General features: G+C 73.0%; 20 protein-coding genes. 13 read left to right on the forward strand and 7 right to left on the reverse strand.

The genetic code is table 11. From position 1 onward, the window contains the following. Positions 1–46: 46 nt before the first annotated feature. Together BT341_RS18090 and BT341_RS18095 are read right to left on the reverse strand one after the other, a co-directional pair. Positions 47–1,018 (reverse strand): hypothetical protein, encoded by a 972-nt coding sequence (locus tag BT341_RS18090; RefSeq protein ID WP_084742903.1) that lies wholly within the window; start codon positions 1,016–1,018, stop codon positions 47–49. A gap of 50 nt (positions 1,019–1,068) precedes the next feature. Further along, positions 1,069–1,362 carry a hypothetical protein gene (locus BT341_RS18095; RefSeq protein WP_072477421.1) on the reverse strand — a complete coding sequence of 98 codons (294 nt, stop codon included), beginning with the start codon at positions 1,360–1,362 and terminating at the stop codon, positions 1,069–1,071. 57 nt (positions 1,363–1,419) lie between these two features. Between BT341_RS18095 and BT341_RS18100 the strand changes: the two genes are divergently transcribed. Beyond that, positions 1,420–4,041 (forward strand): valine--tRNA ligase, encoded by a 2,622-nt coding sequence (locus tag BT341_RS18100; protein ID WP_072477422.1) that lies wholly within the window; start codon positions 1,420–1,422, stop codon positions 4,039–4,041. Positions 4,042–4,098: 57 nt separating this feature from the next. Here BT341_RS18100 and BT341_RS18105 read toward each other — a convergent pair whose 3' ends face one another. Further along, positions 4,099–4,986: a LysR family transcriptional regulator gene (locus BT341_RS18105; protein WP_072477423.1), complete on the reverse strand. Its 888-nt coding sequence runs from the start codon at positions 4,984–4,986 to the stop codon at positions 4,099–4,101. A gap of 87 nt (positions 4,987–5,073) precedes the next feature. Between BT341_RS18105 and BT341_RS18110 the strand changes: the two genes are divergently transcribed. Both BT341_RS18110 and BT341_RS18115 read left to right on the forward strand, forming a co-directional pair. Next, a complete protein-coding gene (locus BT341_RS18110; protein WP_072477424.1) occupies positions 5,074–5,838 on the forward strand; it encodes an alpha/beta fold hydrolase in 765 nt (254 codons plus the stop codon). 7 nt (positions 5,839–5,845) lie between these two features. Then, positions 5,846–6,628, forward strand: coding sequence for an alpha/beta fold hydrolase (locus tag BT341_RS18115; protein ID WP_072477425.1), 783 nt, complete (start codon positions 5,846–5,848; stop codon positions 6,626–6,628). A gap of 54 nt (positions 6,629–6,682) precedes the next feature. Here the strand turns inward: BT341_RS18115 and BT341_RS18120 are convergent, their stop codons facing one another. Next, positions 6,683–7,318 (reverse strand): class I SAM-dependent methyltransferase, encoded by a 636-nt coding sequence (locus tag BT341_RS18120; protein ID WP_072477426.1) that lies wholly within the window; start codon positions 7,316–7,318, stop codon positions 6,683–6,685. A gap of 73 nt (positions 7,319–7,391) precedes the next feature. Here BT341_RS18120 and folC point away from each other — a divergent pair, with 73 nt between their 5' ends. Both folC and BT341_RS18130 read left to right on the forward strand, forming a co-directional pair. Continuing rightward, positions 7,392–9,047 (forward strand): bifunctional tetrahydrofolate synthase/dihydrofolate synthase, encoded by a 1,656-nt coding sequence (folC, locus tag BT341_RS18125; RefSeq protein ID WP_072477427.1) that lies wholly within the window; start codon positions 7,392–7,394, stop codon positions 9,045–9,047. After that, the gene (locus tag BT341_RS18130) at positions 9,044–9,430 is read left to right on the forward strand and encodes a DUF4233 domain-containing protein (protein ID WP_072477428.1); all 387 of its coding nucleotides are present in this window, start codon (positions 9,044–9,046) and stop codon (positions 9,428–9,430) included. Before folC ends, BT341_RS18130 begins: the two co-directional genes overlap by 4 nt. A gap of 4 nt (positions 9,431–9,434) precedes the next feature. Here the strand turns inward: BT341_RS18130 and BT341_RS18135 are convergent, their stop codons facing one another. Then, positions 9,435–9,668: a Rossmann-fold NAD(P)-binding domain-containing protein gene (locus BT341_RS18135; protein WP_072477429.1), complete on the reverse strand. Its 234-nt coding sequence runs from the start codon at positions 9,666–9,668 to the stop codon at positions 9,435–9,437. 88 nt (positions 9,669–9,756) lie between these two features. Here BT341_RS18135 and BT341_RS18140 point away from each other — a divergent pair, with 88 nt between their 5' ends. Further along, complete coding sequence (locus tag BT341_RS18140; RefSeq protein WP_072477430.1) at positions 9,757–10,326, forward strand: TetR family transcriptional regulator; 570 nt, start codon at positions 9,757–9,759, stop codon at positions 10,324–10,326. A gap of 22 nt (positions 10,327–10,348) precedes the next feature. Here the strand turns inward: BT341_RS18140 and BT341_RS18145 are convergent, their stop codons facing one another. Further along, a complete protein-coding gene (locus BT341_RS18145) occupies positions 10,349–12,706 on the reverse strand; it encodes a penicillin acylase family protein (RefSeq protein WP_072477431.1) in 2,358 nt (785 codons plus the stop codon). A gap of 124 nt (positions 12,707–12,830) precedes the next feature. Between BT341_RS18145 and BT341_RS18150 the strand changes: the two genes are divergently transcribed. From BT341_RS18150 to BT341_RS18180, 7 genes are all read left to right on the forward strand, one after another. Continuing rightward, positions 12,831–14,378, forward strand: coding sequence for an alkaline phosphatase D family protein (locus BT341_RS18150; RefSeq protein WP_072477432.1), 1,548 nt, complete (start codon positions 12,831–12,833; stop codon positions 14,376–14,378). 266 nt (positions 14,379–14,644) lie between these two features. Then, positions 14,645–15,055 (forward strand): nucleoside-diphosphate kinase, encoded by a 411-nt coding sequence (gene ndk / locus BT341_RS18155; protein WP_072477433.1) that lies wholly within the window; start codon positions 14,645–14,647, stop codon positions 15,053–15,055. 49 nt (positions 15,056–15,104) lie between these two features. Then, the gene (locus tag BT341_RS18160; protein WP_072477434.1) at positions 15,105–15,815 is read left to right on the forward strand and encodes a maleylpyruvate isomerase family mycothiol-dependent enzyme; all 711 of its coding nucleotides are present in this window, start codon (positions 15,105–15,107) and stop codon (positions 15,813–15,815) included. A gap of 126 nt (positions 15,816–15,941) precedes the next feature. After that, positions 15,942–19,220 carry a phosphodiester glycosidase family protein gene (locus BT341_RS18165; RefSeq protein ID WP_084743225.1) on the forward strand — a complete coding sequence of 1,093 codons (3,279 nt, stop codon included), beginning with the start codon at positions 15,942–15,944 and terminating at the stop codon, positions 19,218–19,220. 41 nt (positions 19,221–19,261) lie between these two features. Continuing rightward, positions 19,262–20,206, forward strand: a complete 945-nt coding sequence (locus BT341_RS18170) for an ABC transporter ATP-binding protein (RefSeq protein WP_072477436.1) — start codon at positions 19,262–19,264, stop codon at positions 20,204–20,206. 220 nt (positions 20,207–20,426) lie between these two features. After that, positions 20,427–21,233 (forward strand): ABC transporter permease, encoded by an 807-nt coding sequence (locus BT341_RS18175; RefSeq protein ID WP_072477437.1) that lies wholly within the window; start codon positions 20,427–20,429, stop codon positions 21,231–21,233. Further along, the gene (locus BT341_RS18180) at positions 21,234–22,064 is read left to right on the forward strand and encodes an ABC transporter permease (RefSeq protein WP_072477438.1); all 831 of its coding nucleotides are present in this window, start codon (positions 21,234–21,236) and stop codon (positions 22,062–22,064) included. A gap of 16 nt (positions 22,065–22,080) precedes the next feature. Here BT341_RS18180 and BT341_RS18185 read toward each other — a convergent pair whose 3' ends face one another. Continuing rightward, the gene (locus tag BT341_RS18185) at positions 22,081–23,505 is read right to left on the reverse strand and encodes a S8 family peptidase (protein WP_072477439.1); all 1,425 of its coding nucleotides are present in this window, start codon (positions 23,503–23,505) and stop codon (positions 22,081–22,083) included. Between the last annotated feature and the right edge of the window lie 23 nt (positions 23,506–23,528).

Here is a 23,528-nt window from a genome sequence, read left to right on the forward strand (position 1 = left end):
CTGTGCATCTGGGCGTGCCGCACCCCCGGCGGGGAGTGCGGCTGGGTCAGTGGCAGCCGTCGATGGTCGGCACCGGGTACTTCGGGTCGTAGTAGCCGGGCGCGTCCTGGTCGCCGGTCGACGGACCGGTCGGCGGGTTCGCGTAGTTCGGGGCGAGGAAGCCCTCCCTGGCGGCGGCGCAGCCGACCGCCGAGAGCGCGCTCTGGCCGCCGTCGAGCCAGAGCCCGCGGCTGCCTTTCGCGAGGCCGGGGCTGGTGGCCACGACGTAGGTCTCGTCCACGCGCAGGAAGCTGACGATGTCGTTCGGGCTGGTCAGCGCCTCGGGGTGGACGTTGTCGAAGGCGTAGGCGACCACGTACTTCGCCTCCACCGCCAGCTCGCCGGGCTCGTCACCGGCGCGCGCGGTGAGGGTGCCGAATGTGCGGGGCCCCGCGTCGAGCAGGTGGTAGCCGTCGGCGATCTCGGTGACGTAGGAGTCGAAGCCGGCTTTGTCCTTCGCCGGCTTCGCGGCCAGCCGCGCTGTCAGCTGGTCACGCTCGTCGGGCGCGAAAAGCGCTAGGAAGGCCTTCGGGTCGTGGCCGGTGAGTACGGCGGTGTCGAGGTGGGCGGCGGCGACGGCCTGCCGGGCCTTCGCGTAGGCGTCGGCGACCGCTTCGGCCGAGAAGGGGCCGACCGCGACGGCGGCTGGGGACTTGATGCCGTCCATACCCTTCGGCCAGGTGCCGGCGGGGGTGTTCGCGTACGGCCGGGCCAGGTCGACGGGGGCGTACTGCGCCACGTGCGTCGGATTCGGCGCGGCGGGCGCGGCCGGGGGGCGCCGGCCGGCCAGCACGATCGCCGTCGTGGTCACGGCCAGGATCAGCACGAGCACGGCGAAGATCCACCAGCGGCGGCGCGGGCCGCGGGCCCGCTGCTTGCGCTCCTTCTTCGCGCCGAGCCACGCGTCGGTCCGCGCGTGCTTGCGCCACTCCGGGTCCATCAGGTCCGGGTGCGACTCGAGCAGGTTGTCCTCGTCCACGTGCGTTCCCCCTAGGCCGACGACTGATCATCGACGGCGGGGGACGAGCGTTACCCGAAGTACGCGAACTCGTTGACGCCGACGCCCTGGATCTGGTGCACGACGATGGCCGCGACGACCAGGCCGATCACGAGCGCCAGCGCGAGCACGCCGGGCCACCGGCTCTGCCCCGGCCGCTGGAACCCGCCCGCGCGGCGCTCGCGCTTGCGGCGCTTCTTCAGGTCTTTCTTCGCGCCCAGCCAGGCGTCCCGTTCCGCGTACTTCTGCCAGTCCGGGTTCATCAGGTCGGGGTGCGTCTCCAGGCGCCGGTCGTCCGGATCCTGCGGCTGCTGAGGCTGTGCCATCCGAGAGTGCCTTCCCCCTGGGTGACCCGCCGTGACGGGTTCGTAGACTTGTCCATTGTGACCGAGAACGCTCCGCAGCAGACCACCGACCTTCCGGGTGCCTGGGACCCGGCCGCCGAGGAAGCACCGCTGTACGACCGCTGGGTAGCGGCCGGGTACTTCACGGCCGACGCTTCGTCGGGGAAGCCGCCGTTCTCGATCGTACTGCCGCCACCGAACGTCACCGGCAGCCTGCACATGGGCCACGCCCTCAACCACACGCTGATGGACGCGATGAGCCGCCGCCGTCGCATGCAGGGCTACGAGGTGCTGTGGCTGCCGGGCATGGACCACGCGGGCATCGCGACGCAGAACGTCGTCGAGCGCCAGCTGGCGGGCGAGGGCCTTTCGCGCCACGACCTGGGCCGGGAGAAGTTCGTCGAGCGCGTCTGGGAGTGGAAGGCCGAGTACGGCGGCAAGATCCTCGGCCAGATGAAGCGCCTCGGCGACGGCGTCGACTGGTCGCGTGAGCGGTTCACCATGGACGAGAACCTGTCCAAGGCCGTCCAGACGGTGTTCAAGAACTTCTACGACCAGGGCCTGATCTACCGGGCCGAGCGGATCATCAACTGGTGCCCGCGCTGCCAGACGGCGCTGTCGGACATCGAGGTCGACCACAACGACGACGACGGCGAGCTCGTGTCGATCCGCTACGGCGACGGCGACGGCGCCATCGTCGTGGCCACCACCCGCGCGGAGACGATGCTGGGCGACACCGCGGTCGCCGTCCACCCGGACGACGAGCGGTACGCGCACCTGGTCGGCACCGAGGTCGAGCTGCCGCTGACCGGCCGCCGCATCCCGATCGTGGCGGACAAGCACGTCGACCCCGAGTTCGGCACCGGCGCGGTCAAGGTCACCCCGGCGCACGACCCGAACGACTTCGAGATCGGGCGGCGGCACGACCTGCCGATGCTGACGATCATGAACGAGCGCGCCGAGATCACCGCGCCGGGGCCGTTCGAGGGGCTCGACCGGTTCGAGGCGCGCCCGGCTGTGGTCGCCGCGCTGCGGGAGGCGGGCCGGATCGTCGCGGAGAAGCGGCCGTACGTGCACGCGGTCGGGCACTGCTCGCGTTGTGACACGGTGGTCGAGCCGCGGCTGTCGCTGCAGTGGTGGGTCAAGGTCGAGGAGCTGGCCAAGCTGGCCGGCGACGCGGTCCGCGACGGCCGGACGAAGATCCACCCGCCGGAGCTGGCCAAGCGCTACTTCGACTGGGTCGACAACATGCACGACTGGACGATCTCGCGCCAGCTGTGGTGGGGGCACCGGATCCCGGTCTGGTACGGCCCCGGCGGCGAGGTCGTGTGCGTCGGCCCCGACGAGCAGCCGCCGTCCGGCGAGGGCTGGACGCAGGACCCGGACGTGCTGGACACCTGGTTCTCGTCCGGTCTGTGGCCGATGTCGACGCTGGGCTGGCCGTCCGCCACCGAGGACCTGGCTCGCTTCTACCCGACGAGCGTGCTCTCGACCGGCTACGACATCCTGTTCTTCTGGGTCGTCCGGATGATGATGTTCGGCGTGCACCAGATGGACGGCAAGCAGCCGTTCGACCACGTGTACCTGCACGGCCTGATCCGGGACGCGAACGGCAAGAAGATGTCGAAGTCGCGCGGCAACGTGATCGACCCGCTGGAGTGGATGGACGCCTACGGCGCGGACGCGACGAGGTTCACCCTGGCCCGCGGCGCCAACCCGGGCGCGGACATGGCACTGGCCGACGAGTGGGCGGCGGGGTCCCGCAACTTCTGCACGAAGCTGTGGAACGCGACGAAGTTCGCGATGATGAACGGCGCCTCGGTCGCTGATCCCTTGCCGCCGGCTGCTTCACTGACCGAAGCCGATCGCTGGATCCTCGGCCGCCTCGGCGCACTGGTGTCCGAAGTGGACGGCCTGTTCGAGGACTTCCAGTTCGCGAAGGTGGCGGGCGCGCTCTACCAGTTCACGTGGAACGAGCTGTGCGACTGGTACCTGGAACTGGCGAAGGTCCAGCTGTACCAGGGCGACGACGCCCGCGTCTCGGCGACCCGCGCGGTCCTGGGCCATGTGCTGGACACGGTCTTGCGGTTGCTGCACCCGTTCATCCCGTTCATCACGGAGAAGCTCTGGACGGCCCTGACGGGCGGCGAGTCGCTGGTGATCGCGGCGTGGCCGGCCCCGGACCTGTCGTTCGCCGACGCGGAGGCGGACGCGCGGATCGCGGACGTCCAGAAGCTGGTGACGGAGATCCGCCGTTTCCGGGCGGACCAGGGGCTCAAGCCGGGCCAGAAGGTGGCGGCCAGGCTGGCGGGCTACACGGGCGGCCACGAAGAGGCGGTCCGGTCGCTGGTCCGGCTGACGGGGCCCGCGCCGGACTTCGCGGCGAGCGCGTCGCTGGAGGTGGCCCTGTCGGCGGGCGTGGTGACGGTGGAGCTGGACCTGTCGGGAGCGGTCGACGTGGCGGCCGAGCGCAAGCGCCTGGAGAAGGACCTCGCGGCGGCGCGCAAGGAGCTGACCCAGACGGAGGCGAAGCTGGGCAACGAGGCGTTCATGGCGAAGGCCCCGGAGCACGTCGTCGAGAAGATCAAGGTCCGCAAGGAAACGGCAGTGGCGGACATCGACCGCATCACCACGCGGCTGGCCGCCCTTCCGGCTTCCTGAGGTTGTTTCGCAAGGCCCGGTGCTCCCCTTGCGGAGTGCCGGGCCTTGCCGTTTTCCTCAGCCGGTCTCCGTAGCCCGCGCGGCTTCGATCAACGCCACCACCTCCGGTGTCACGCGCCGGTCCGCGGGTGTCGCCAGGTACGTCTGCATCCGGGGTGCCGGGTCCGTCAACGGCCGGAACGTCACTCCCGGGATCGGCAGCAGGTTCGCGTGCGCCCGGTAGAACACCGTCCAGTGTGGACGGCCGAAGCCCAGTGTGCCGAGCGTGTCCTGGGCCGTCGTGAATTCCTTGCCCAGCACCGGTTCGAAGCCCGCCTCGCGGCAGCAGGACACCACCAGGTCGTACAACGGCCGGTTCCGGGACGGCGGGCTCAAGCGCGCCGGAAGCGAGGCCAGCGCGGCGAACGGCACCACCGGGCCGGCCGCCAGCGGGTGCGACGAAGGCAGCGCCACGACCACCTCGTCCGTCCACAGGGGAGTGAAGTCGAGACCCGCGGACGGCCAGGAGCCGCGCACGATGGTCGCGTCCAGGGATCCGTCGCGGACCCGCTGCAGCCGCTCGGCCGTCGGCGCGTGGACCAGCTCCAGCTGAGCCGGAGGCGCCAGCCGGGCGAACGCGCCCAGCAGCACGTCCAGCCGGTCGCCCAGCCCCTCACTCGTCCCCAGCCGCAGCGGAGAACGCGACTCGCGGAACTCCGACACCGCGTCCGAAGCCCGGCCGGCCGCCGCCAGGACCGCTCGCGCGTGCGGCAGGAACCGCTGGCCCGCCTCCGTCAGCGAGACGCTGCGTGTCGTCCGGCCGAACAGCGTCACCCCCAGCTCGCGTTCCAGCCGCCGGATCTGCTGGCTCACCGCCGGCTGCACGATGTGCAGCCGCTCCGCCGCGCGGCCGAAGTGCAGCTCCTCGGCCACCGTCACGAAATACCGCAGCTGACGCAGCTCCACCGCCGGCCCCCATTCATCATCGATCGTGATCAGTGTAGGAGCGGCTCGCCCATCGGAAAACGTGCCCCGGATCGGCAGGCTCACGGCATGCCTCACCTGAACGTCAACGGAACCCGGCTGCACTACGAAGACGCCGGCACCGGACCGGCCCTGCTGTTCGTGCACGGCTGGGGGACCAGCGGCCGCGTCTGGCAGTCGTGCCTGCCGGACCTCGTCCGCGACCACCGGGTCGTCACGCTCGACTGGCGCGGCTGCGGCCGCTCCGATCACCCCGCCGACGGCACCACGATCGCCGGGATCACCGCCGACCTCGCCGCGGTCGCCGAGACCCTCGCCATCAAGCCCACCGTCGTCGGCTCCAGCATCGGCGGCGTCTTCGCCACCGAGCTGGCCCTCGCCCGGCCCGAGCTGGTCGAGCGCGTCGTCGCCGTCGACAGTCCCGGGTACTGGCCGAGTGCCGGCATGCTCGACAAGGTGCTCGACCTGCGGAAACGGCTGGTCGACGACCGTGCCGGCACGCTCGAGGGCTGGGTGCCGAACTGGTTCGCGCCGGGCACCGCGCCCGGGCTCGTCGCGTGGACCGTCCGCCAGCTGCTCGACTCCGGCGTCTACATCGACGAGCTGTTCACCGAGTGCACCACCTACGACCCGCGGCCCCGGCTGAAGGACCTGACCGTCCCGATCACGTATGTGCACGGCGAGCTCGACGCCGAGATCCCGCTCGAAGTCCCGCGCGCCTGCGCCGCCGAGACGCCCGGCGCGCGCGTGCACGTCCTCGCCGGCTGCGGGCACGTGCCGCACCAGGAGAACCCGCGCGCCTTCACCGCCACCCTCCGGACCCTCACCGCCTGAAGGAACCATGCCCGAAGTGACGTACAAGTCCGCTGCCGTCCACTACGACCGCACCGGCGACGGTCCCGCGCTGCTCCTGCTGCACGGCACCGCCGCGTCCTGCGAGCAGTGGGGCCCGCTGACCGCGAAGGCCGGCGGGTTCACCGTCCTGGCCCCCGACTTCCCCGGCTCCGGCCGGACCATCGACGACGGCGGCCCGATCACCGTCGAAGACCTCGCGGGCCAGGCCGAAGCGGTCCTGGACCACGCGGGGATCGAGCGGGCGCACGTCGTCGGGCACTCGCTCGGCGGCGTGGTGGCGGCGCACCTGGCGGGCACCCGGCCGGCCCGCGTGCGCTCGGCGGTGCTGCACGCCGCGTGGCCCGTGACCGACGTCCGCCAGGACGCCGAGTTCCGCTACTGGCTCGACCTGCTGGCCCACGGCGACGCGACGTTCGCCCGCATGCTGCCGCTGATGGCGTTCGGCCCGCGGTACTGGGAGCAGGCCACGGCCGAGAGCAACGAACAGCTGGTCAAGACCCTCGAAACGATGATCCAGCCGGGCGCGGCACGGCAGATCGAGGCCGACCGGGCCGTCGACGTGCGCCCGGTGCTCGGGCGGATCACGGCGCCGGTGCTGGTGCTGGCCAGCACACACGACCGGCTGATCACGGCGCAGCAGCAGCGCGAGCTGGTCGCGGCGATCCCGCACGCGCGAGCCGCCGAGATCGACGCGGGCCACGGCGCGCCGGCCGAGCTGCCGGACGAATTCGCCCGGCTGGTGCTGGACTTCGTGGCGGAGCAGACCTGAGGTTCGAAGACATGGCGGCGGAGGCTGCAGCGCCGGAGGGCTGGGGGACGGGCTTCAGCCGCCAGCCGGGTCACCGTCGCCCCGCTCACGGTAAGTGATCAGCGTGCGCCAGAACAGCAACGGCTTGACCGTGCTGCCGGGCAGCAGCCGGGCCGACTCGCGGCGGACCTCGGCGACCGTGGGGAACCGGGCCAGCGTCGGTGCCTGCGGGCCGCCGTCGACGCCGCCGTTGAGCTGCTCGCCCGCGTACACGACCAGCCGCGCCACCGCGTTCAACGGCACGGCCGCCAGCTCGCGCGCCCAGTCCACCGGGCTGCTCGGCCGGGCCGGGGTGAGCACCACGAGCACGCCGCCCGGTACCAGCGCGCGGCGCAGCTTGGCGACCGTTTCGAACGGCATGTGGTGCAGCGACGCCAGGCACGAGATGTAGTCGTAGTGCCCCTCCGGCAGGGGGTCGGCGGTGATGTCGGCCTGCCGGTAGACGATCTCGCCCGGGCCCGGCGATCCCAGGCCCGCCGCCGCCTCGACCATCGCCGCCGAGACGTCGACCGCCTCCACCGCCATGCCGGTCGCCGCCAGCCGCCGCGCGAACCGGCCGGTGCCGCACCCGACGTCCAGCGCGATGCCGGGCCCGGGCGGCAGCAGGTCCAGCAGCAGCGGGTGGTAGTGGTCGTTGTGGTTGAACGGCATGCGTCGAGAGTGCCACTCCGCACGCACGTAGACTCGGAAGGCAAGCCGAAAACCCCAGGCCGGAGGAGAGTCAGTGCCGCAGGATGAGACAGGTCGCAAGCCGGACCTGTCGGATCTCGACAGCTTCGCGGGCGTCGACGAACTGGGGACGTCGGGCTACGAGGAGTCCGACGACCACGACCCCGAGCTGGACGTCCGCGACACCGCGTTCGAGGCCGGCGGCGGGGCGCGCGGCGGCATCGGCGGCGTCGGGCAGCTGGGCGACAACCTCGCCACCGGCCCGGTCCCCGACCTGACCGTGCCCGCGGACGCCGAGCTGCACGAGCTCGACGACCAGGGCGAACCCGAGGTCCACGGCGACCCGGACGGGCCCGAGGCGCGGCGCGAGCTGCTCGCCGTCGAGGCCGAGCTGAACCAGCGCTGGCCGGAGACGAAGATCGAGCCGTCGCTGGCCCGCATCTCCGCGCTGACGCAGCTGCTGGGTGAGCCGAACCGCGGCTACCCCGTGCTGCACGTCGCCGGCACGAACGGCAAGGGCTCCACCGCCCGGATGATCGACGCGCTGCTGACCCGGATGGGCCTGCGCGTCGGCCGCTACACCAGCCCGCACCTGCAGCTGGTCACCGAGCGGATCGCGCTCGACGGCCGGCCGATCTCCGCCGCGCGCTACGCCGAGCTGTGGCACGACATCGCGCCGTACGTGTCCATGGTGGACGGTGCGGCCGCGGACGGTGTCGCGATGAGCAAGTTCGAGATCCTCACCGGGATGGCGTTCGCCGCGTTCGCCGACGCGCCCGTCGAGGCGGCCGTGCTCGAGGCGGGCCTCGGCGGCGCCTGGGACGCCACGAACGTCGCGGACGCCGACGTCGCCGTCATCACTCCGATCGGCCTCGACCACGTCGAGTACCTGGGTCCCGACGCGGTGAGCGCGGCGCGCGAGAAGGCCGGGATCATCAAGCCCGGCTCGGTCGCGGTCATCGCCGAGCAGGACTCCGAGGTGCTCAAGGTGCTGCTGGAACGCGCCGTCGAGGTCGACGCGGCGGTCGCCCGCGCCGGCAGCGAGTTCGGCGTGCTGGAGCGCGAGGTGGCCGTCGGCGGGCAGCTGCTGAAACTGCAGGGCCTGGGCGGGGTGTACGACGAGATCTTCCTGCCGCTGCACGGCGCCCACCAGGCCGCGAACGCCGCGCTCGCGCTGGCCGCCGTCGAGGCGTTCTTCGGCGCGGGCAAGGACAAGCAGCTGGTCGTCGAGGCCGTCCGCGAGGCGTTCGCCGAGGTCGAGACGCCGGGACGGCTGGAGCGGGTCCGCTCGGCGCCCACGGTGCTGCTCGACGCGGCCCACAACCCGCACGGCGCCCACGCGCTCGCCACGACCGTCGCCGAGGAGTTCGCCTTCCGCCGCCTGGTGGCGGTGGTCGGCGTGATGGCCGAGAAGGACGCCCACGGCATCCTCGACGCGCTGGAGCCGGTGGTCTCGGACATCGTCGTGACGCGCAACTCGTCGCCGCGCTCGATGCCGCTCGAAGAGCTGAACCAGCTCGCGATCTCGGTGTTCGGCGAAGACCGCGTGGTCGCCGAGACCGACCTGGAGACGGCGATCGAGACGGCGATCGCGCTGGTGGAGACCCCCGAAGACCCCGAAGAGCCGCTGGCAGGCGGCGGTGTCCTCGTCACCGGCTCGGTGGTCACCGCGGGCGAGGCGCGCACGCTGTTCGGGAAGGAACCGGCATGACCACGCAGAAGCCGAAGGATCCGATGAAGGGCTTCCGCGGCGTGATGTCGGGGACGCTGATCCTGGAGGCGATCACGGTCGCCCTCGCACTGCCGGTGGTCGACAAGTTCGGGGGCGGGATCAGCACGGGCACCGGCTGGACGGTCGTCGCGGTCGCCGTGGTCCTGGTGCTGACCTGCGGGTTCGTCAAGCGGCCGTGGGCGGTGCCGTTGATCCTCGCCCTGCAGGTGGTGCTGATCGCGCTCGTGTTCTGGCTGCCCGCGATCGCCGTGATGGGCGTGCTGTTCCTGGCGGTGTGGCTGTGGCTGCTGTGGCTGCGCCGCGACGTCGCCCGCCGGATGGCGGCCGGCACCCTGGCGAGCCAGCAGCAGCCCCAGCCCTGACCCGTCAGAGGTAGTCGCCGCCCGCCACGTCGTCGAGCAGCGCCGGGTGACGCGGCGCCCAGCCGAGCAGCTCCCGCGTCCGGACGCTGGAGACGGGCGCGTCGAAACCGTGGACCGTGGCCGTGAACGGGCTCGCGAAGTGCCCGGCGGCTTCTTCCGGGGGCAGGGAGACCGCGGGCAGGCCCAGGCCGTCGGCGATCCTGCGGAACGGGACGTTCTCGGCCGCGCCGTGCAGCACGCTCCCGGCCGGAACCGCCGGTGCCGGAGACGTGCATGGAGAACTCCTGTGTAGCGACAGTGACTGACGCTATCGGTAGGCTGACGGGGTGCCACGCAGCGGAGAAGAAGCGCGCCGCCGCCTCCAGCAGGCGGCCCTGGAGCTGTACCGGGAACGCGGGTTCGACCAGACGACCACGGCGGAGATCGCCGCCCGGGCCGGCGTCACCGAGCGCACGTTCTTCCGGCACTTCCCGGACAAGCGCGAAGTGCTCTTCGGCAACGAAGCAGCGCTACGCGACGAGCTGATCGAGTCGGTGGCCGACGTGCCCGCGGGCGCCGAGCCGCTGGAAATCCTGCTGCACGCGTTCCGGAAAGCCGGCCGCGTCCTCGTGGACAACCGGCCGTTCTCCGAACCCCGGATGGCGGTCATCGCCGCGACGCCCGCGCTGCGCGAGCGCGAGCTGGCCAAAGCCGCGTCGATGACCGAAGCCCTGGCGGAGGCGCTGCGCCGGCGCGGGGTCGCCGCCCGGCTGGCCGGGCTGGCCGCCCACACCGGCTGGGCGGCCTTCCACCACGCCATCCTGGCCTGGCTCGAAGACTCCTCGCGGACCCTGGACGAGCACCTGACCGGAGCCTTCGCCGACTTGCGCGCCCTGGCGGCGAAGGCGGGCGGCTGAGCGCCCGCCTTCGCCGGCGGCCTCAGCGCAGAACGACGATCCGCAGTGCGGGGTCGCGCAGGATGTCGGCTTCGCAGAAGCGTTCCCGCACCCATTCACCCCCGCTGTAGAGCTTCGTCTGGTCGCTGAAGTACGGCGACTCCGGGTTCGCCGACTGGGAGTACGTCAGCAACGTCGAGGAGTCCGGGCACGCGCGCCCGCGGAACCCGACCACCTGGATGTAGCTCGACCCGTGCGCCACCTCGACGTTGCCGTGCGCCGGGTCCCACACCGGCGTCATCACGTTGAGCACGCCGAGGAAGCCCTGCGCGCCGTGGATCGGGATGCGCTCGCCGTTGCGCGTCACCGCCTGGCCGTCACGCAGCCGGGCATCCGGCGGCAGCCCGGCCGTCCGCAGCTCCACCAGCGCGTCCCCGAACGCCTTCTGCACGCCGGCGTCGGTGACGTTGAGCGTGTTCGGCGTCGTCAGCGGCGCCTTCGGGTCGAAGGGCACCGAGAAGCGCTTCACCTCGCCCAGCCGCATCGCGAACCGCTGGAACAGCAGCGAACCGCGGGTGTCGAGCGTGTACGTGCGATCCCAGCCCGCGAGTGCGTCGCACGCCGGCCCGACCGGCACCGGCCCGGACGACGACGGCGCCTGCCCGCCCGGGAACGACGCGCACAGCTTCGCCAGGTCCGCGGCCGTCAGCTCCGCGAACAGGCTGTGGTCGGCGAAGAGCATCTTCTTCATCGAATCCGTCGTGAACCCGCCCCGCTCGGCGGTCAGCAGCGCTTCCCGCGTGCGCGGCGAGCGTTCGGTGCCGATGTCGCCGACGATGTGCGGGTAGCCGGTGATCGGCGCCTTCGCGTTCGCCAGCCACGCGCTGTCGTTCGTGTTCAGCTCGTAGTCCCGGCGTTGCTGCTGCGGCAGCCGCGACGGCGCGAAGATGCCCGGCTCGATCGCCCCGGGGTCGGAACCCCACTGGCACGAGGACTTCGATCCGTCCAAAATGGCCAGTCCGACCTGCGCGAAGGTCTCCTGCCCGGTGGGCGTGCTGCACACCTTCGCGAGCTCGTCCGTCACGTGCGGGACGACCTGGATGTCGGCGTAGAGCGCGTTGCCCGCCCGGTCGGTCGCGATCGTGTTGACCCACGGGACGCCCTGGGTGCGGCTCAGCGCGCGCACGATGTCGCCCGTGCTGCGGGCCTGGTCGAGCTCGAACCACGTGTTCAGGCCGCGCATGTTCGTCGCGTTGGCGTCCCTGAGCGCGTACGCCGACTTCGTCGTCCACGGCAGCGGAATGCCTTGGAAGTCGCCCATCACCGGCCCGTACCGCGTGGCCCAGAACGTCTGGCTGACCGGCTTCACCGAGCCGTCGGCCTGGCGCACCTGGACGGTGACGGCGCGGGAGGTCATCTTCTCCGGCTTGCCGTCGACGAGGTACGTGGTCGGGTCGCCGGGCTGCAGCGGCACCTCGAAGAGGCCGAACGTGACCGGCGTGGCCACCGTGTGCGTCCACGCCGCGTCGGCGGTGTGCCCGATCTGGACGAACGGCATGCCGAGCAGGCTCGCGCCGGCGACGTCGAACCGGCCGGGGATGGTCAGCTGGCTCTGCCAGAACCGCCGTCCCGCCTGCCACGGGTAGTGCGGGTTGCCGAGCAGGACACTGCCCTGACCGGCCGCGGTCCCGTCGGCGCCGATCGCGATGCCGTTGCTGCCCAGCCCGCCGCCGTCGAGTGCCTTCCGCACCTGGCCGGCCAGCTGCTCCGCCGTGCCCGGCGCGGGTGCCGGGCCCGAAGGCGGCGCGGTGAACAGGCTTTCGGTCGCCACGCCCTGGCCGCCGGTGATCGCGATGGCGTAGAAGTGCCGGTAGAAGTCCTGCTCGGTGATCGGCCGGACCCAGCCGGCGCCGCGGCAGGCCGGGTCGGAGATGCCGGCCCGGCCGGTGCGGGCCAGGTAGGCGTTGAAGCCCTGGACGTAGCCCGACACGAGCTGCCGGACCTCGGGCCGCGGCCCTTGCGGCGCGGGCTGCGCGACCAGCCGGTCGACGACGCCGGAGTCGTTGATCCGCTGGAAGAACAGGTCGCTGTGCAGGTTGCTCTCCGCGTCCGACAGCGACGGGTAGCCGCCGCCGTCCGGGCCGAAGTACTTCGACCGCTGCGCGCTCACCGTGAGGTAGATGTTCGCGAGCTCGCAGACGTTGTCGGTCGCCGCCGCGAAGCCGTACCCGTAGCCGAGCCCGGCGAAGTCCTTCGCGACGATGTGCGGGATGCCGTGTTCGGTGTAGCGGAGAACGGCCTTCCCGCCGCTGTCTTCACCGGCCGACGCGACCCCGGCGCCGAGCGTGGTGATCGTGAGTGCCGCCGCGAGGACGGCGACGGATTTCGTGAATCGTCTCATCGGACCCCCTTGTCGTGCCCGCCACGCTACCGACGGCGACGGCGCGCGGGCATGGGGGAAAACCCGGGAATTCCGTTCATCCGCGCGCAAACCGGCGTTGGCCGGGGCGGGATAGAAACCGCGCATGACCGAACCGACCCGCCACTCCCGCCGCACGCTGCTCAAGGCCGGGCTCACCGGCGCCGCCGCAAGCCTGGTGCTGCCGTCGACGGCCTTCGCCGCGACGCCGCTGGTCCGCCGGGACCGGCCCGTGCTGACCCACGGCGTCCAGTCCGGCGACGTCACGCCCGGCTCGGCGATCGTCTGGTCCCGCGCGGACCGGCCGTCGCGGCTGGTCGTCGAGATCGCCCGCGACCCGTCGTTCCGGCACGCCCGCCGCGTGCCCGGCCCGCTCGCCGGGCCGTCGACCGGCGGGACCGGCCAGGTGCGCGTCGCCGGCCTGCAGCCCGGCACCGAGTACCACTACCGCGTCACGGCCGAGTCGCTGGACGGGCGCGCCACGAGCGAGCCGCTGACCGGCCGGTTCGCCACCGCGCCGGTGGGCCGCCGCGACACGCGGATCGTGTGGTCGGGTGACGTCGCCGGCCAGAACTGGGGGATCAACCCGGACCTGGGCGGCATGACGATCTTCTCGGCGATGGCCGCCCGCCGCCCGGACCTGTTCCTGCACAGCGGCGACACGGTGTACTCGGACGGCCCGCTGACCGAGACCGTGACGCTGCCCGGCGGCCGGACGTGGCGCAACGTCGTCACGGCGGAGAAGGCGAAGGTCGCCGAGACGCTCGACGAGTTCCGCGGCCAGCACGCGTACAACCGCCTGGACGACAACTTCAGGCGCTTCGCCGCGCAGGTGCCGGTCTACGCCCAGTGGGACGACCACGAGGTGCTCAACAACTGGTACCCCGGCAAGATCCTCGACAACCCGGCCTACACGGAGAAGCGCGTCGACGTCCTCGCGCCGCGGGCCTACCAGGCGTTCCACGAATGGCACCCGATCGACGCGCGCCAGGCCGTCGACGGCCGCGTCTACCGCAGCTTCCGGTACGGCTCGCACGCCGAGATCTTCGTGCTGGACATGCGTACCTACCGCAACGCCAACACCGCCGACCAGACGAAGCCGGGTTACATCCTCGGCGACGCGCAGGCCCGCTGGCTCGCCGACGCGCTCGGGCGCAGCACGGCGACGTGGAAGATCGTCCAGGCGGACATGCCGCTCGGGCTGGTCGTCCCGGACGGCACCGCGATCGAAGCCGTCGCGAACAACCTGCCCGGCGCGCCCGGCGGCCGCGAGACGGAGCTGGCCTGGGTGCTCCGGCAGCTCCAGCGGCGTCGCGTGCGCAACGTGGTGTGGGTGACCGCGGACGTCCACTACACGGCCGCCCACCACTACTCGCCCGACCGCGCGGCCTTCCAGGACTTCGACCCCTTCTGGGAGTTCGTGTCCGGCCCGCTGAACGCGGGCGCGTTCGGGCCGAACAAGCTCGACCCGACGTTCGGCCCGGAGGCGGTCTTCGTCCACGCGCCCCCGGCGGCGAACACAGCCCCGATCGACGGCTTCCAGCACTTCGGCGAGCTGAACATCGACGGCGCGAGCGGCGACCTGACGGTGGACCTGCGCGACGCCACCGGCGCGTCGCTGTGGTCGAAGAAGCTGCACCCGCAGGGCCGCTGAGCCCCAAGCGCCCGAAGGCGGCCTTGGGTGCGTCAGACGCACCGAAGGCCGCCTTGGTTGCGTGAGACGCACCGAAGGCCGCCTTGGGTGCCCGCCCGTGCCCCCCACCGCCGCCCTCAGCGGAGGCGCTTCGCGCCGCAGCGCTGATCCAACGCACCGCAGGCCACATCGGGGCGCTGGACACCGACCGGCGAATCCGGGCCGTGCGCACGGTCGGCTACGCTCACGCGCACCGACACGCACCCGTACCAAGGAGAAACACCGTCGTGACTGAACGCACGCTGGTCCTCGTCAAGCCCGATGGCGTCGCGCGCGGCCTCGTCGGCGAGGTCATCTCGCGGATCGAGCGCAAGGGCCTCAAGCTCGCCGCCCTCGAGCTGCGGACCGTTCCGCAGGCGCTGGCCGAGGAGCACTACGCCGAGCACAAGGAGCGTCCGTTCTTCGGGGACCTGCTGGAGTTCATCACGTCGGGCCCGCTGGTCGCGCTCGCCGTCGAGGGGCCGCGCGCCATCGCCGCGTTCCGCCAGCTCGCCGGCGGCACCGACCCGGTCGAGAAGGCCACCCCGGGCACCATCCGCGGCGACTTCGCGCTGGAGACCCAGTTCAACCTGGTCCACGGCTCGGACTCGCCGGAATCGGCCGAGCGCGAGCTGAAGCTCTGGTTCCCCGACCTGTGATCGGCACCGGGGCCACGTCCGCGTGGCCCCGGTTCCCTGTGGAGCGACGATGACGACGATGCCGTTCCCGGCCCGCGACTACCTGCCCGTGCTGCAGGAGCTGACGGGCGCGTTCGCCGCCCGCCTGCGCACCGGCGACCCGGCCGCCGCGGTCCCCGACTGCGCCGGCTGGACCCTGGCCGACCTCGGCACGCACCTGGGCAACGTCCACCGCTGGGCGGCCACCGTCGTCACGACCGGCGAGGTGCAGCCGCAGAACTTCGCCGCGGACGCGGGCGCCGACCTCGCGTCCTGGTACTCCGAAGGCGCCGAGCTGCTCCTCGACGCCCTCGGCAACGCCGTCCCCGGAGACCCGTGCTGGCACTTCGGCGGCACCGCCAAGACGAAGGCGTTCTGGTTCCGCCGCCAGGTGCACGAGACCGCCGTCCACCTCGCCGATTCGGGCAGCGGCCACGTCCTCGACCCGGCCGTGGCCGCGGACGGCGTCGACGAGGTCCTGAGCGCCCTGCTGCCGCGCGTGACGCGCTGGCACGCCGTGCCGCGGCTGCCCGGGCCGGTTTCCCTGCGCGCCACCGACACCGGGGACGTCTGGACCGTCCACCCCGGCGAGCCGCCCGCGCTGGGCCCGGCCGCCGGCGGCGCGACCGTCGAAGCCCCGGCCCGCGCCCTGCTGCTGCGGCTGTGGAAGCGCACCGGTCCGGACGTGCGCACCGAAGGCGCCGCCGCGGCCGCCCTGCTCGACGCGCCCCTCACGCCCTGATGGTGTTCTAGACCATTCAGGCGGCGTTCACCGGGAAGTCTTCCCCCGGCCGTGCCACTGCGCTGTGCTGGTCCGGCTCGCTCTCACTCGATACTGGGGTACCTGGTGAAGAAGTCACGCACGGCGTTGCCGCTCGCCGCCCTGTTCGCGACGACGTTCGTCGTCCCCGCCCACGCCGACCCGCTCGCGGCGCCGCTCGGCACGCCGCCGGTCGAGGCCGCGCCCGCCGCGTCTTCGGCGCACGAAGGACCGGCCGCCTTCGCCGCCGCGAACCCCGACGACGGGCTCGTCACCGGCAGCGCGACCACCGAAGTCGCGCCCGGCCTGAACCTCACCCAGTTCGACCGGTTCGACCCGGCGGGCTGGATCCGCGGCGACACGCTGACGGTCGACCTCGGCAGCAAGGTGCTCCGCCCGGCCTACCTGACCCCGGGCACGGTCTCCGCGCGCACGCCGCTTTCGCAGCAGGTCGCGCGGGCGGGCGCGGTCGCCGGGGTGAACGGCGACTTCTTCGACATCAACGCCACCGGGGCGCCGATCGGCGTCGGCATCGACCGCGGGCAGCTGCAGACCGCGCCCGCCGCCGGCCACAACCTCACCGCGTCGATCACCGAGGACGGCAAGGCCCGGCTGGCGTCGATCTTCCTCGACGCCACGCTGACCCTGCCCGGCGGCACGGTGCGGGCCACGAACCTCAACAGCCCGGTCCTCGGCACCGACGCGATCGGCGTCTACACGCCGTTGTGGGGCGCCTCGGCGCGCCGGACGTCGGTGGCCGGCGCCCAGCGCGTCGTCGAGGTGGAGCTGCGCGGCGGAGTCGTCACGCAGGTCCGTGACACGCCCGCGGACGGCCCGATCGCGGCCGGCACGACGCTGCTGCTGGCGCGTGAAGCCGGGGCCGACGCGCTGGCGTCGCTCAAGCCCGGCGACCCGGTGGGCGTGACGTACGCGCCGCGCACGGACGCCGGGAAGATCGCGGTCGCCGTGGGCGGCAACGAAGTCCTGCTCCGGGACGGTGTCGTGCAGCCGGTCGACGACGTCGCGATGCACCCGCGGACCGCGGTCGGCTTCTCCGCCGACGGCCGCCGGATGTGGCTGGCCACTGTGGACGGCCGTCAGGCCGACAGCCGCGGCATGACCGAGCTGGAACTGGCGCGGCACATGAAGAGCCTGGGCGCCGACGACGCCATCAACCTCGACGGCGGCGGCTCGTCGACGCTGCTGGCGCGCACCGAAGGCGAGGCCGCGCCGAGCGTCCGGAACTCGCCGTCGGACGGCGGGGAACGCCTGGTGCCCAACGGGATCGGCTTCGCGACCGTGCCGGGCAGCGGCAAGCTCACCGGGTTCGCGCCGGCACCCGCCGTGGCGACCGGTGACGCGACCCGCGTGCTGTCCGGCCTGACCCGGCACCTGGTCGCCGACGGCCACGACGAAACCGGCGCCGCGGTCGCCGCCGATCCGCGCTGGAGCACCTCCGACCCGAGGCGGGCCACCGTGATCCGCGGAGTCGTCACCGGGCACAGCGCGGGCGGTGTCGACGTCGTGGCGCGCTCCGGCCGCGCGTCGGGCCGGACGGCGCTGTCCGTGCTGGGCCGGCCGGTCCGGCTCGGCACCAGCACCGAGCAGGTCGCGTTGTCGGCCGCGGGGGCGAAGAGCACGTTCCAGGTCTACGGCTACGACGCCGACGGCTACGGCACCTGGCTGGAACCCGGCGACGTCAAGCTCGACTACGACCACTCGGTCGTGCGGATCGAGCCGGCGGCCGGCGGCTTCTCGGTGACGGCGCTGACCGCGTCCGGCGCGAGCGCGATCACCGCGACAGCGGCGGGCCTGACCACCCACCTGGGTGTTTCGGTGGGCACGGTGGCGCAGGTCGCGGCGCCGCTGGACGGCCCGGCGGGGTGGACGGCGACGGTGTACCCGGCGGTCGTCGGCGCGGCCTTGTCGGCGGCGCCCGGCCGGGACGGCGGCACCGGGCTCGCGCTGGACTACCGGCTCACCGGCACGACCGCGACGCGCGCCGCGTACGTGACGCCGTCGGTCCCGCTCGCGGTGCCGGCGGGCACGCAGAAGATCGGGCTGTGGGTGAACGGCGACGGCAAGGGCGCGTGGCTGCGGGCCGAGCTGCGCGACGCGGCGAACGTGGCGTCCATTGTGGACCTTTCGCTGAGCGTGGACTGGACGGGCTGGCGGTACGTCACCGCCGCGATCCCGGCCGGGCTGCCGGCCGGGCAGCGGCTGGCGCGCTTCTACGCGGTCGAGAACGTGCCCGACCAGCAGTACGAGGGGCACCTGGTGTTCGACGACCTGACCTTCGAGGTGGCGCCGTCGACGTCCGTGCCCGCCGATCCGGCCCCGCACGATCCGGCCCTGGTCACCGACGGCGTCCTGGCCGGCGGGCTGCGGGTCGCGGTGGTCAGCGACGCCCAGTTCACCGCGGACGACCCGGCCGGGCCGCTGGTCGCGCAGGCCCGGCGGGCGCTGCGTGAGGCCGTCGCGGCGAAGCCGGATCTGGTGCTGATCAACGGCGACTTCGTCGACCGCGGTACGCCGCCCGACTTCGTGCTCGCCCGCCAGGTGATCACCGAGGAGCTCGACGGCAAGGTGCCCTGGTACTACGTGCCCGGCAACCACGAGGCCGAAGGCAGCAACGGCCTCGCGAACTTCCAGGCCGCGTTCGGCGTGACGCACCGGGTCGTCGACGTGCACGGCATCCGCCTGGTGCTGCTGGACTCCTCGCGTGGATCGCTGCGCGCGGGCGGCTTCGACCAGGTACGGATGCTGCGCTCGGCGCTGGACTCGGCGGCCGCGGACCGGTCGGTGCGCGGCGTCGTCGTCGCGATGCACCACCCGGTGCGTGACCCGAGCCCGACCGGGAACTCGCAGCTCGGCGACCGGAAGGAAGCCACGTTGCTGACCCAGTGGCTGACCGGCTTCGAGCAGGCGTCCGGCAAGCCGGCCGCTTCGGTGGCTTCGCACGCCGGCGTGTTCTCGCTGTCCCGGGTGGACGGCGTGCCGTACCTGGTCAACGGCAACTCGGGCAAGGCACCCGCGGCCGCGCCCGCCGACGGCGGGTTCGCCGGCTGGACGCTGCTGCGCGTCGACCCGGCCGACCGCGCCCAGCCGGTGCGGTTCGAGACGCGGCCGAACGTGGACGCACTGACGCTGTCCGGGCCGTCCTCGCTGGCCCGCGGCGAACGCGCGGTCGTCCGCGCGACCCTGCGGCAGGGGACCCGGGACGTGCCGGTGGCGTACCCGGTGAGCGCGGACTGGACGGCCTCCTGGGGTGTCGTCGCGTTCGACCCGGATTCGGGGGTGCTGACGGCCTTGCGGCCGGGGGTCGCGCGCCTGTCGGTGACGGTCAACGGGGTCACGCAGTCGCTGGTCGTGACGGTCCGCGGCTAATCCGTTCGGTTTTTGTCGGTGGCCGCTCGTATGGTCGGGGGGTGGACGAATCGGAGGACCGGGAACCGGCACTGGTGCAGGCCAAGGCACTGGTGAAGCGCTTCGGCGAGTTCGAGGCCGTGCGCGGGATCGACGTCGAGGTGCGACGTGGGGAGGCGTTCGGGTTCCTGGGCCCGAACGGGGCGGGCAAGTCGTCGACCATGCGGATGATCGCGTGCGTGTCACCGCGCACGGACGGCGAGCTGCGGGTGCTGGGCCTGGACCCGGACGTGGCGGGCCCGCGGATCCGCGCGCGCCTCGGCGTCGTGCCGCAGCAGGACAACCTGGACGTCGAGCTGACGGTGCGGGAGAACCTGCTGATCTACGGCCGGTACTTCGGCCTGTCCCGCGCGGCGGCCCGGCGGAAGGCAGCCGAGCTGCTGGAGTTCGCCCAGCTGGGCGACCGCGCGGACGACAAGGTCGACCCGCTGTCCGGCGGGATGAAGCGGCGGCTGACGATCGCGCGGTCCCTGGTCAACGACCCGGAGCTGCTGCTGCTCGACGAGCCGACGACCGGCCTCGACCCGCAGGCCCGCCACCTGCTGTGGGACCGGCTGTTCCGGCTGAAGGCGCAGGGCACGACGCTGATCGTCACGACGCACTACATGGACGAAGCGGAGCAGCTGTGCGATCGCCTGGTGGTGATGGACCACGGCCGCATCGCGGCGGAGGGCTCACCGGCGGAGCTGATCAAGCGCTACTCGACGAGAGAGGTGGTCGAGCTGCGGTTCGTGTCGGGGGAGCAGGTGGGAGCGGCCCAGCAGGTGGAGGGCCTGGCAGAGCGCGTGGAGATCCTGCCGGACCGGGTACTGCTGTACGCCGAAGACGGCGAAGCGGCGTTGGAGCGCGCGCATTCCCGGGGCGTGCGGCCGCTGTCGAGCCTGGTGCGCCGGAGCTCGCTGGAGGACGTTTTTCTCCGCCTGACCGGCCGGACGTTGGTGGACTGATGAGGAAGGCACCGAGCACGCCGGGCTCCGAACACGGCTTGGCGCGCAATCCGGAAGCCACGCCGGCGCCCTGCGGCCCCGGCCCCCGGCTGACCGGCTCGCCCGTCGGCTCCGTCCTGGCCGGCTGCCGCGGCGGTTCGCATCCGGCCGGCGCCCGTTCACCCCTGCCTCGCCGCCTTCCGGCCGCATCGCTCGCGCGGAACCTCCTCCGGGAGCGGCCATGACGACCGTCGCGGCCACGGGCCGCGTGGTCGGCAAGTGGCACGGCGCCTGGCTGCGCGTCGAGGGGTACTGGACCTGGTACCGCCGCCATTGGCTGTCCACTTTGTACTCCACGGGCCTCCAGCCGGTGCTCTTCCTCGCCGCCATGGGGCTCGGGTTCGGCTCCCAGGTGCGGCCCGGAGCCGTCACCGGCGGGCTGTCCTACCTCCAGTACATCGCGCCCGCCCTGCTCGCCGCCGGTTCCGCGCAGCAGGCCGTCGGCGAGTCGAGCTATCCCGTGCTCTCCGGGTTCAAGTGGCAGAAGGACTACCTCGCCGTCACGGCCACCCCCGTGTCGCCCGGCCAGGTCTTCGGCGGCCACCTGATCTGGTCGGCCCTGCGCCTGACGCTCGCGGGCGCGATCTACGCCTTCGTCGCGCTGTTCTTCGGCGCCTGGACCGGCCCCGGCGTCCTGCTCGTCATCCTCGCCGGCACCGTCACCGGACTCGCCTGCACCACGCCGATGGCCGCGCTCGCCGCGCGGACCTTCGACGAGGGCCAGCGCTTCGGCCTCATCTTCCGCTTCGTCGTCATGCCGATGACGTTGTTCTCCGGCACGTTCTTCCCGATCTCCCAGCTGCCCGGCGCGATCCGCTGGCTCGCCTGGCTTTCCCCGCTGTGGCACGGCACGCAGCTGGCCCGTGGCGTCAGCATCGGCGGGGTGGGCGGCTGGGCGATGCTCGGCCATTTCGCCGTGCTGGCGGCCATGTTCGCGGCCGGGTGGGCGGCGGCGCACCGGGCCTTCTACCGCAGGCTGGTGGTCTGAATGGTGAGCGTCCAAGCGCCGCCGCGGCGGGCCGGGCTGCTGCTGCGGATCCTCCCGCCCGGGCTGTACGCCGGTCGCGCGCGCATGCTCGTCGAGCGGTCCGTGCTGGTCTACCGCAGCAGCTGGCTGCTGTTCCTCTCCGGCGCGGCCGAGCCGTTCCTCTACCTGCTGGCGTTCCAGCTCGGGTTCGGCAGGCTGGTCACCGAGGTCGCGGGCCCGGACGGGCGCCCGATGAGCTACGTCGCGTTCGTCGCGCCGGCGCTGCTGGCGACGTCGGCGATGAACGGCGCCGTCTTCGAGTCGACGTACAACCTGTTCTTCAAGCTGCGCTACGCGAAGCTGTACGACGCGATGCTGGCGACGCCGATCGGCCCGCTGGACGTCGCGCTGGGCGAGATCGGCTGGGCGATGACCCGCGGCGGCCTGTACGCGGTGGCGTTCCTCGCGATCGCGGCGGCGATGGGACTGCTGGCGTCGTGGTGGGCGCTGCTGATGGTCCCGGCGGCGCTGCTGGTCGGGCTGGCGTTCTCCGCGATCGGCATGGCGCTGGTGACGTTCCTGCGCTCGACGTCCCAGTTCGACTACATCGCGCTGGCGCTGACCCCGATGTTCCTGTTCGCGACGACGTTCTTCCCGCTCTCGGTCTACCCGGAGCCGCTGCAGTGGGTGGTGCGCTGCCTCCCGCTGTACCACGCGATCGAGCTGATGCGCGGCCTGGCGACGGGCCTGCTGTCGGGCAGCATGCTGGTCAACCTGGCGTACCTGGTGGCCCTGGGGGTGGTGGGACTCTGGGCGTCGACGCGGCGGATCGCGAAACTGCTGTTGACCTGACGAAGCCGGGACCGGCTCACCGAGCCGGGTCGGGGCCGCCCCGGGGGGCGACGGCCGCCAGCGCGTCCACCATCCCGTGCCCGTAGAAGCCGTTGAAACCCTCGTACCCCGCGCAGTACGCGTCCTGGATCCCGTCACCGGTCAGGTCGTAGTCGGCCGGGCACGGCATCGGCATCGCCTGCGCCTCGAGGGCCCGCCGCAGCCGGCGGGGCCCGGCCTCCGGGTGGGTGGACGCCAGCAGCGCCAGGACCCCGGCCACGTGCGGCGCGGCCATCGACGTTCCGCACAGCGGCGCGTAGCCGCCGGGCACCGTCGAGAGCACGCACTCGCCCGTCTCGCCGCCCGGCGCCGTGACGTCGATCACGCCCAGCCCGTACGAGCTGTAGCCCGCCTTGACCCCGTCCGCGCCGACGGCCGACACCGCGACGACGTCCCGCAGCGCCGCCGGGAGTGCTTCGCACCCGCTGCCCGCTCCCGGTGAGCCCGACCGCGCCGCCGGTGTCAGGTCGACCGCCTCGTTGGTGGCCGCCGCGACGTTCAGCGTGCCCGCCGACGTGCTGTACTCCACCGCGCGGGCCAGTGCCTCGTGCACCACGCCGCGGTCGTCGCCGCGGATGCACGACAACGTCCAGGGGTTGACGAAGAAGCTGCTGTTCGTCACGCGCATGTGCCGCGCCGCCGCCCACATCAGGCCGCACACCGCCGCCTCCGGGTCGGCGTAGCCGCGGTCGTCGATCACCTTCACCGACGCCACCCGGACGCCGGGCGCCACGCCCGTCACTCCGCGCCCGTCGTCGGCCGCGGCGATGATCCCCGCCACGTGCGTGCCGTGCACCGACGTCGTCGGCGCCCAGGCCGTCGGCGACCGGTCGGGTGCGCCGGTCAGGCAGCCGGCGGAGTCGTCGCTGTCCAGGGCGCCGCGGAGGTCCGGATGGTCCGCGTCGATGCCCGAGTCGAGCACGCCGACCACGACGTCGCGGCTGCCCGCCGAAACGCCCTGCGCGCGGTCCGCGTTGATCATCCGCATGTCCCACTGCTGTCCGCTCAGGTCCGCGGTGGGCACCTTCGCGGGATCGGTGGCGGGCAGGGCCGCCCGCGCGGGCTGCGGCCGGGCCTCGGTGGCGCGCTGCGCGGCCAGCCGCTCGGCCTGCGCGCTGAACGCCCGGTCGAGCCCGATCCGCCCGGCGAAGCCCGGGTCGCCGGAGGTGGCGACCGCGACGGCGATCTGCGGGTAGTAGACGGTGGTGGCCCCGCACGCGCCGTCGACCTGCGCGCGGGCCGCGGCCTCGGGCGTGCCGCGGTCGAACGTGACGACGTAGCGCAGCACCCGGCCGGTGCCGCAGGACGGCTCGCCCGCCGCCGCCGGACCGGCGGTGACGCATCCCGAAAGCACCAGGACGGTGCACACGGCCGCCCGCAGCGGCCGCGCCAGCAGGGACACCGGACCTCCCACCGCATGCCGGA

The sequence above is a fragment of the Amycolatopsis australiensis genome (assembly GCF_900119165.1).
Lineage (GTDB): Bacteria > Actinomycetota > Actinomycetes > Mycobacteriales > Pseudonocardiaceae > Amycolatopsis > Amycolatopsis australiensis.

Bases quoted from the DNA above. Each gene is read 5' to 3' on its own strand.
- BT341_RS18095 (WP_072477421.1), bottom strand. From the start codon at position 1,362: ATGGCACAGCCTCAGCAGCCGCAGGATCCGGACGACCGGCGCCTGGAG.
- BT341_RS18110 (WP_072477424.1), top strand. From the start codon at position 5,074: ATGCCTCACCTGAACGTCAACGGAACCCGGCTGCACTACGAAGACGCC.
- BT341_RS18115 (WP_072477425.1), top strand. From the start codon at position 5,846: ATGCCCGAAGTGACGTACAAGTCCGCTGCCGTCCACTACGACCGCACC.
- BT341_RS18120 (WP_072477426.1), bottom strand. From the start codon at position 7,318: ATGCCGTTCAACCACAACGACCACTACCACCCGCTGCTGCTGGACCTG.
- BT341_RS18130 (WP_072477428.1), top strand. From the start codon at position 9,044: ATGACCACGCAGAAGCCGAAGGATCCGATGAAGGGCTTCCGCGGCGTG.
- BT341_RS18145 (WP_072477431.1), bottom strand. From the start codon at position 12,706: ATGAGACGATTCACGAAATCCGTCGCCGTCCTCGCGGCGGCACTCACG.
- BT341_RS18150 (WP_072477432.1), top strand. From the start codon at position 12,831: ATGACCGAACCGACCCGCCACTCCCGCCGCACGCTGCTCAAGGCCGGG.
- BT341_RS18160 (WP_072477434.1), top strand. From the start codon at position 15,105: ATGACGACGATGCCGTTCCCGGCCCGCGACTACCTGCCCGTGCTGCAG.
- BT341_RS18175 (WP_072477437.1), top strand. From the start codon at position 20,427: ATGACGACCGTCGCGGCCACGGGCCGCGTGGTCGGCAAGTGGCACGGC.
- BT341_RS18180 (WP_072477438.1), top strand. From the start codon at position 21,234: ATGGTGAGCGTCCAAGCGCCGCCGCGGCGGGCCGGGCTGCTGCTGCGG.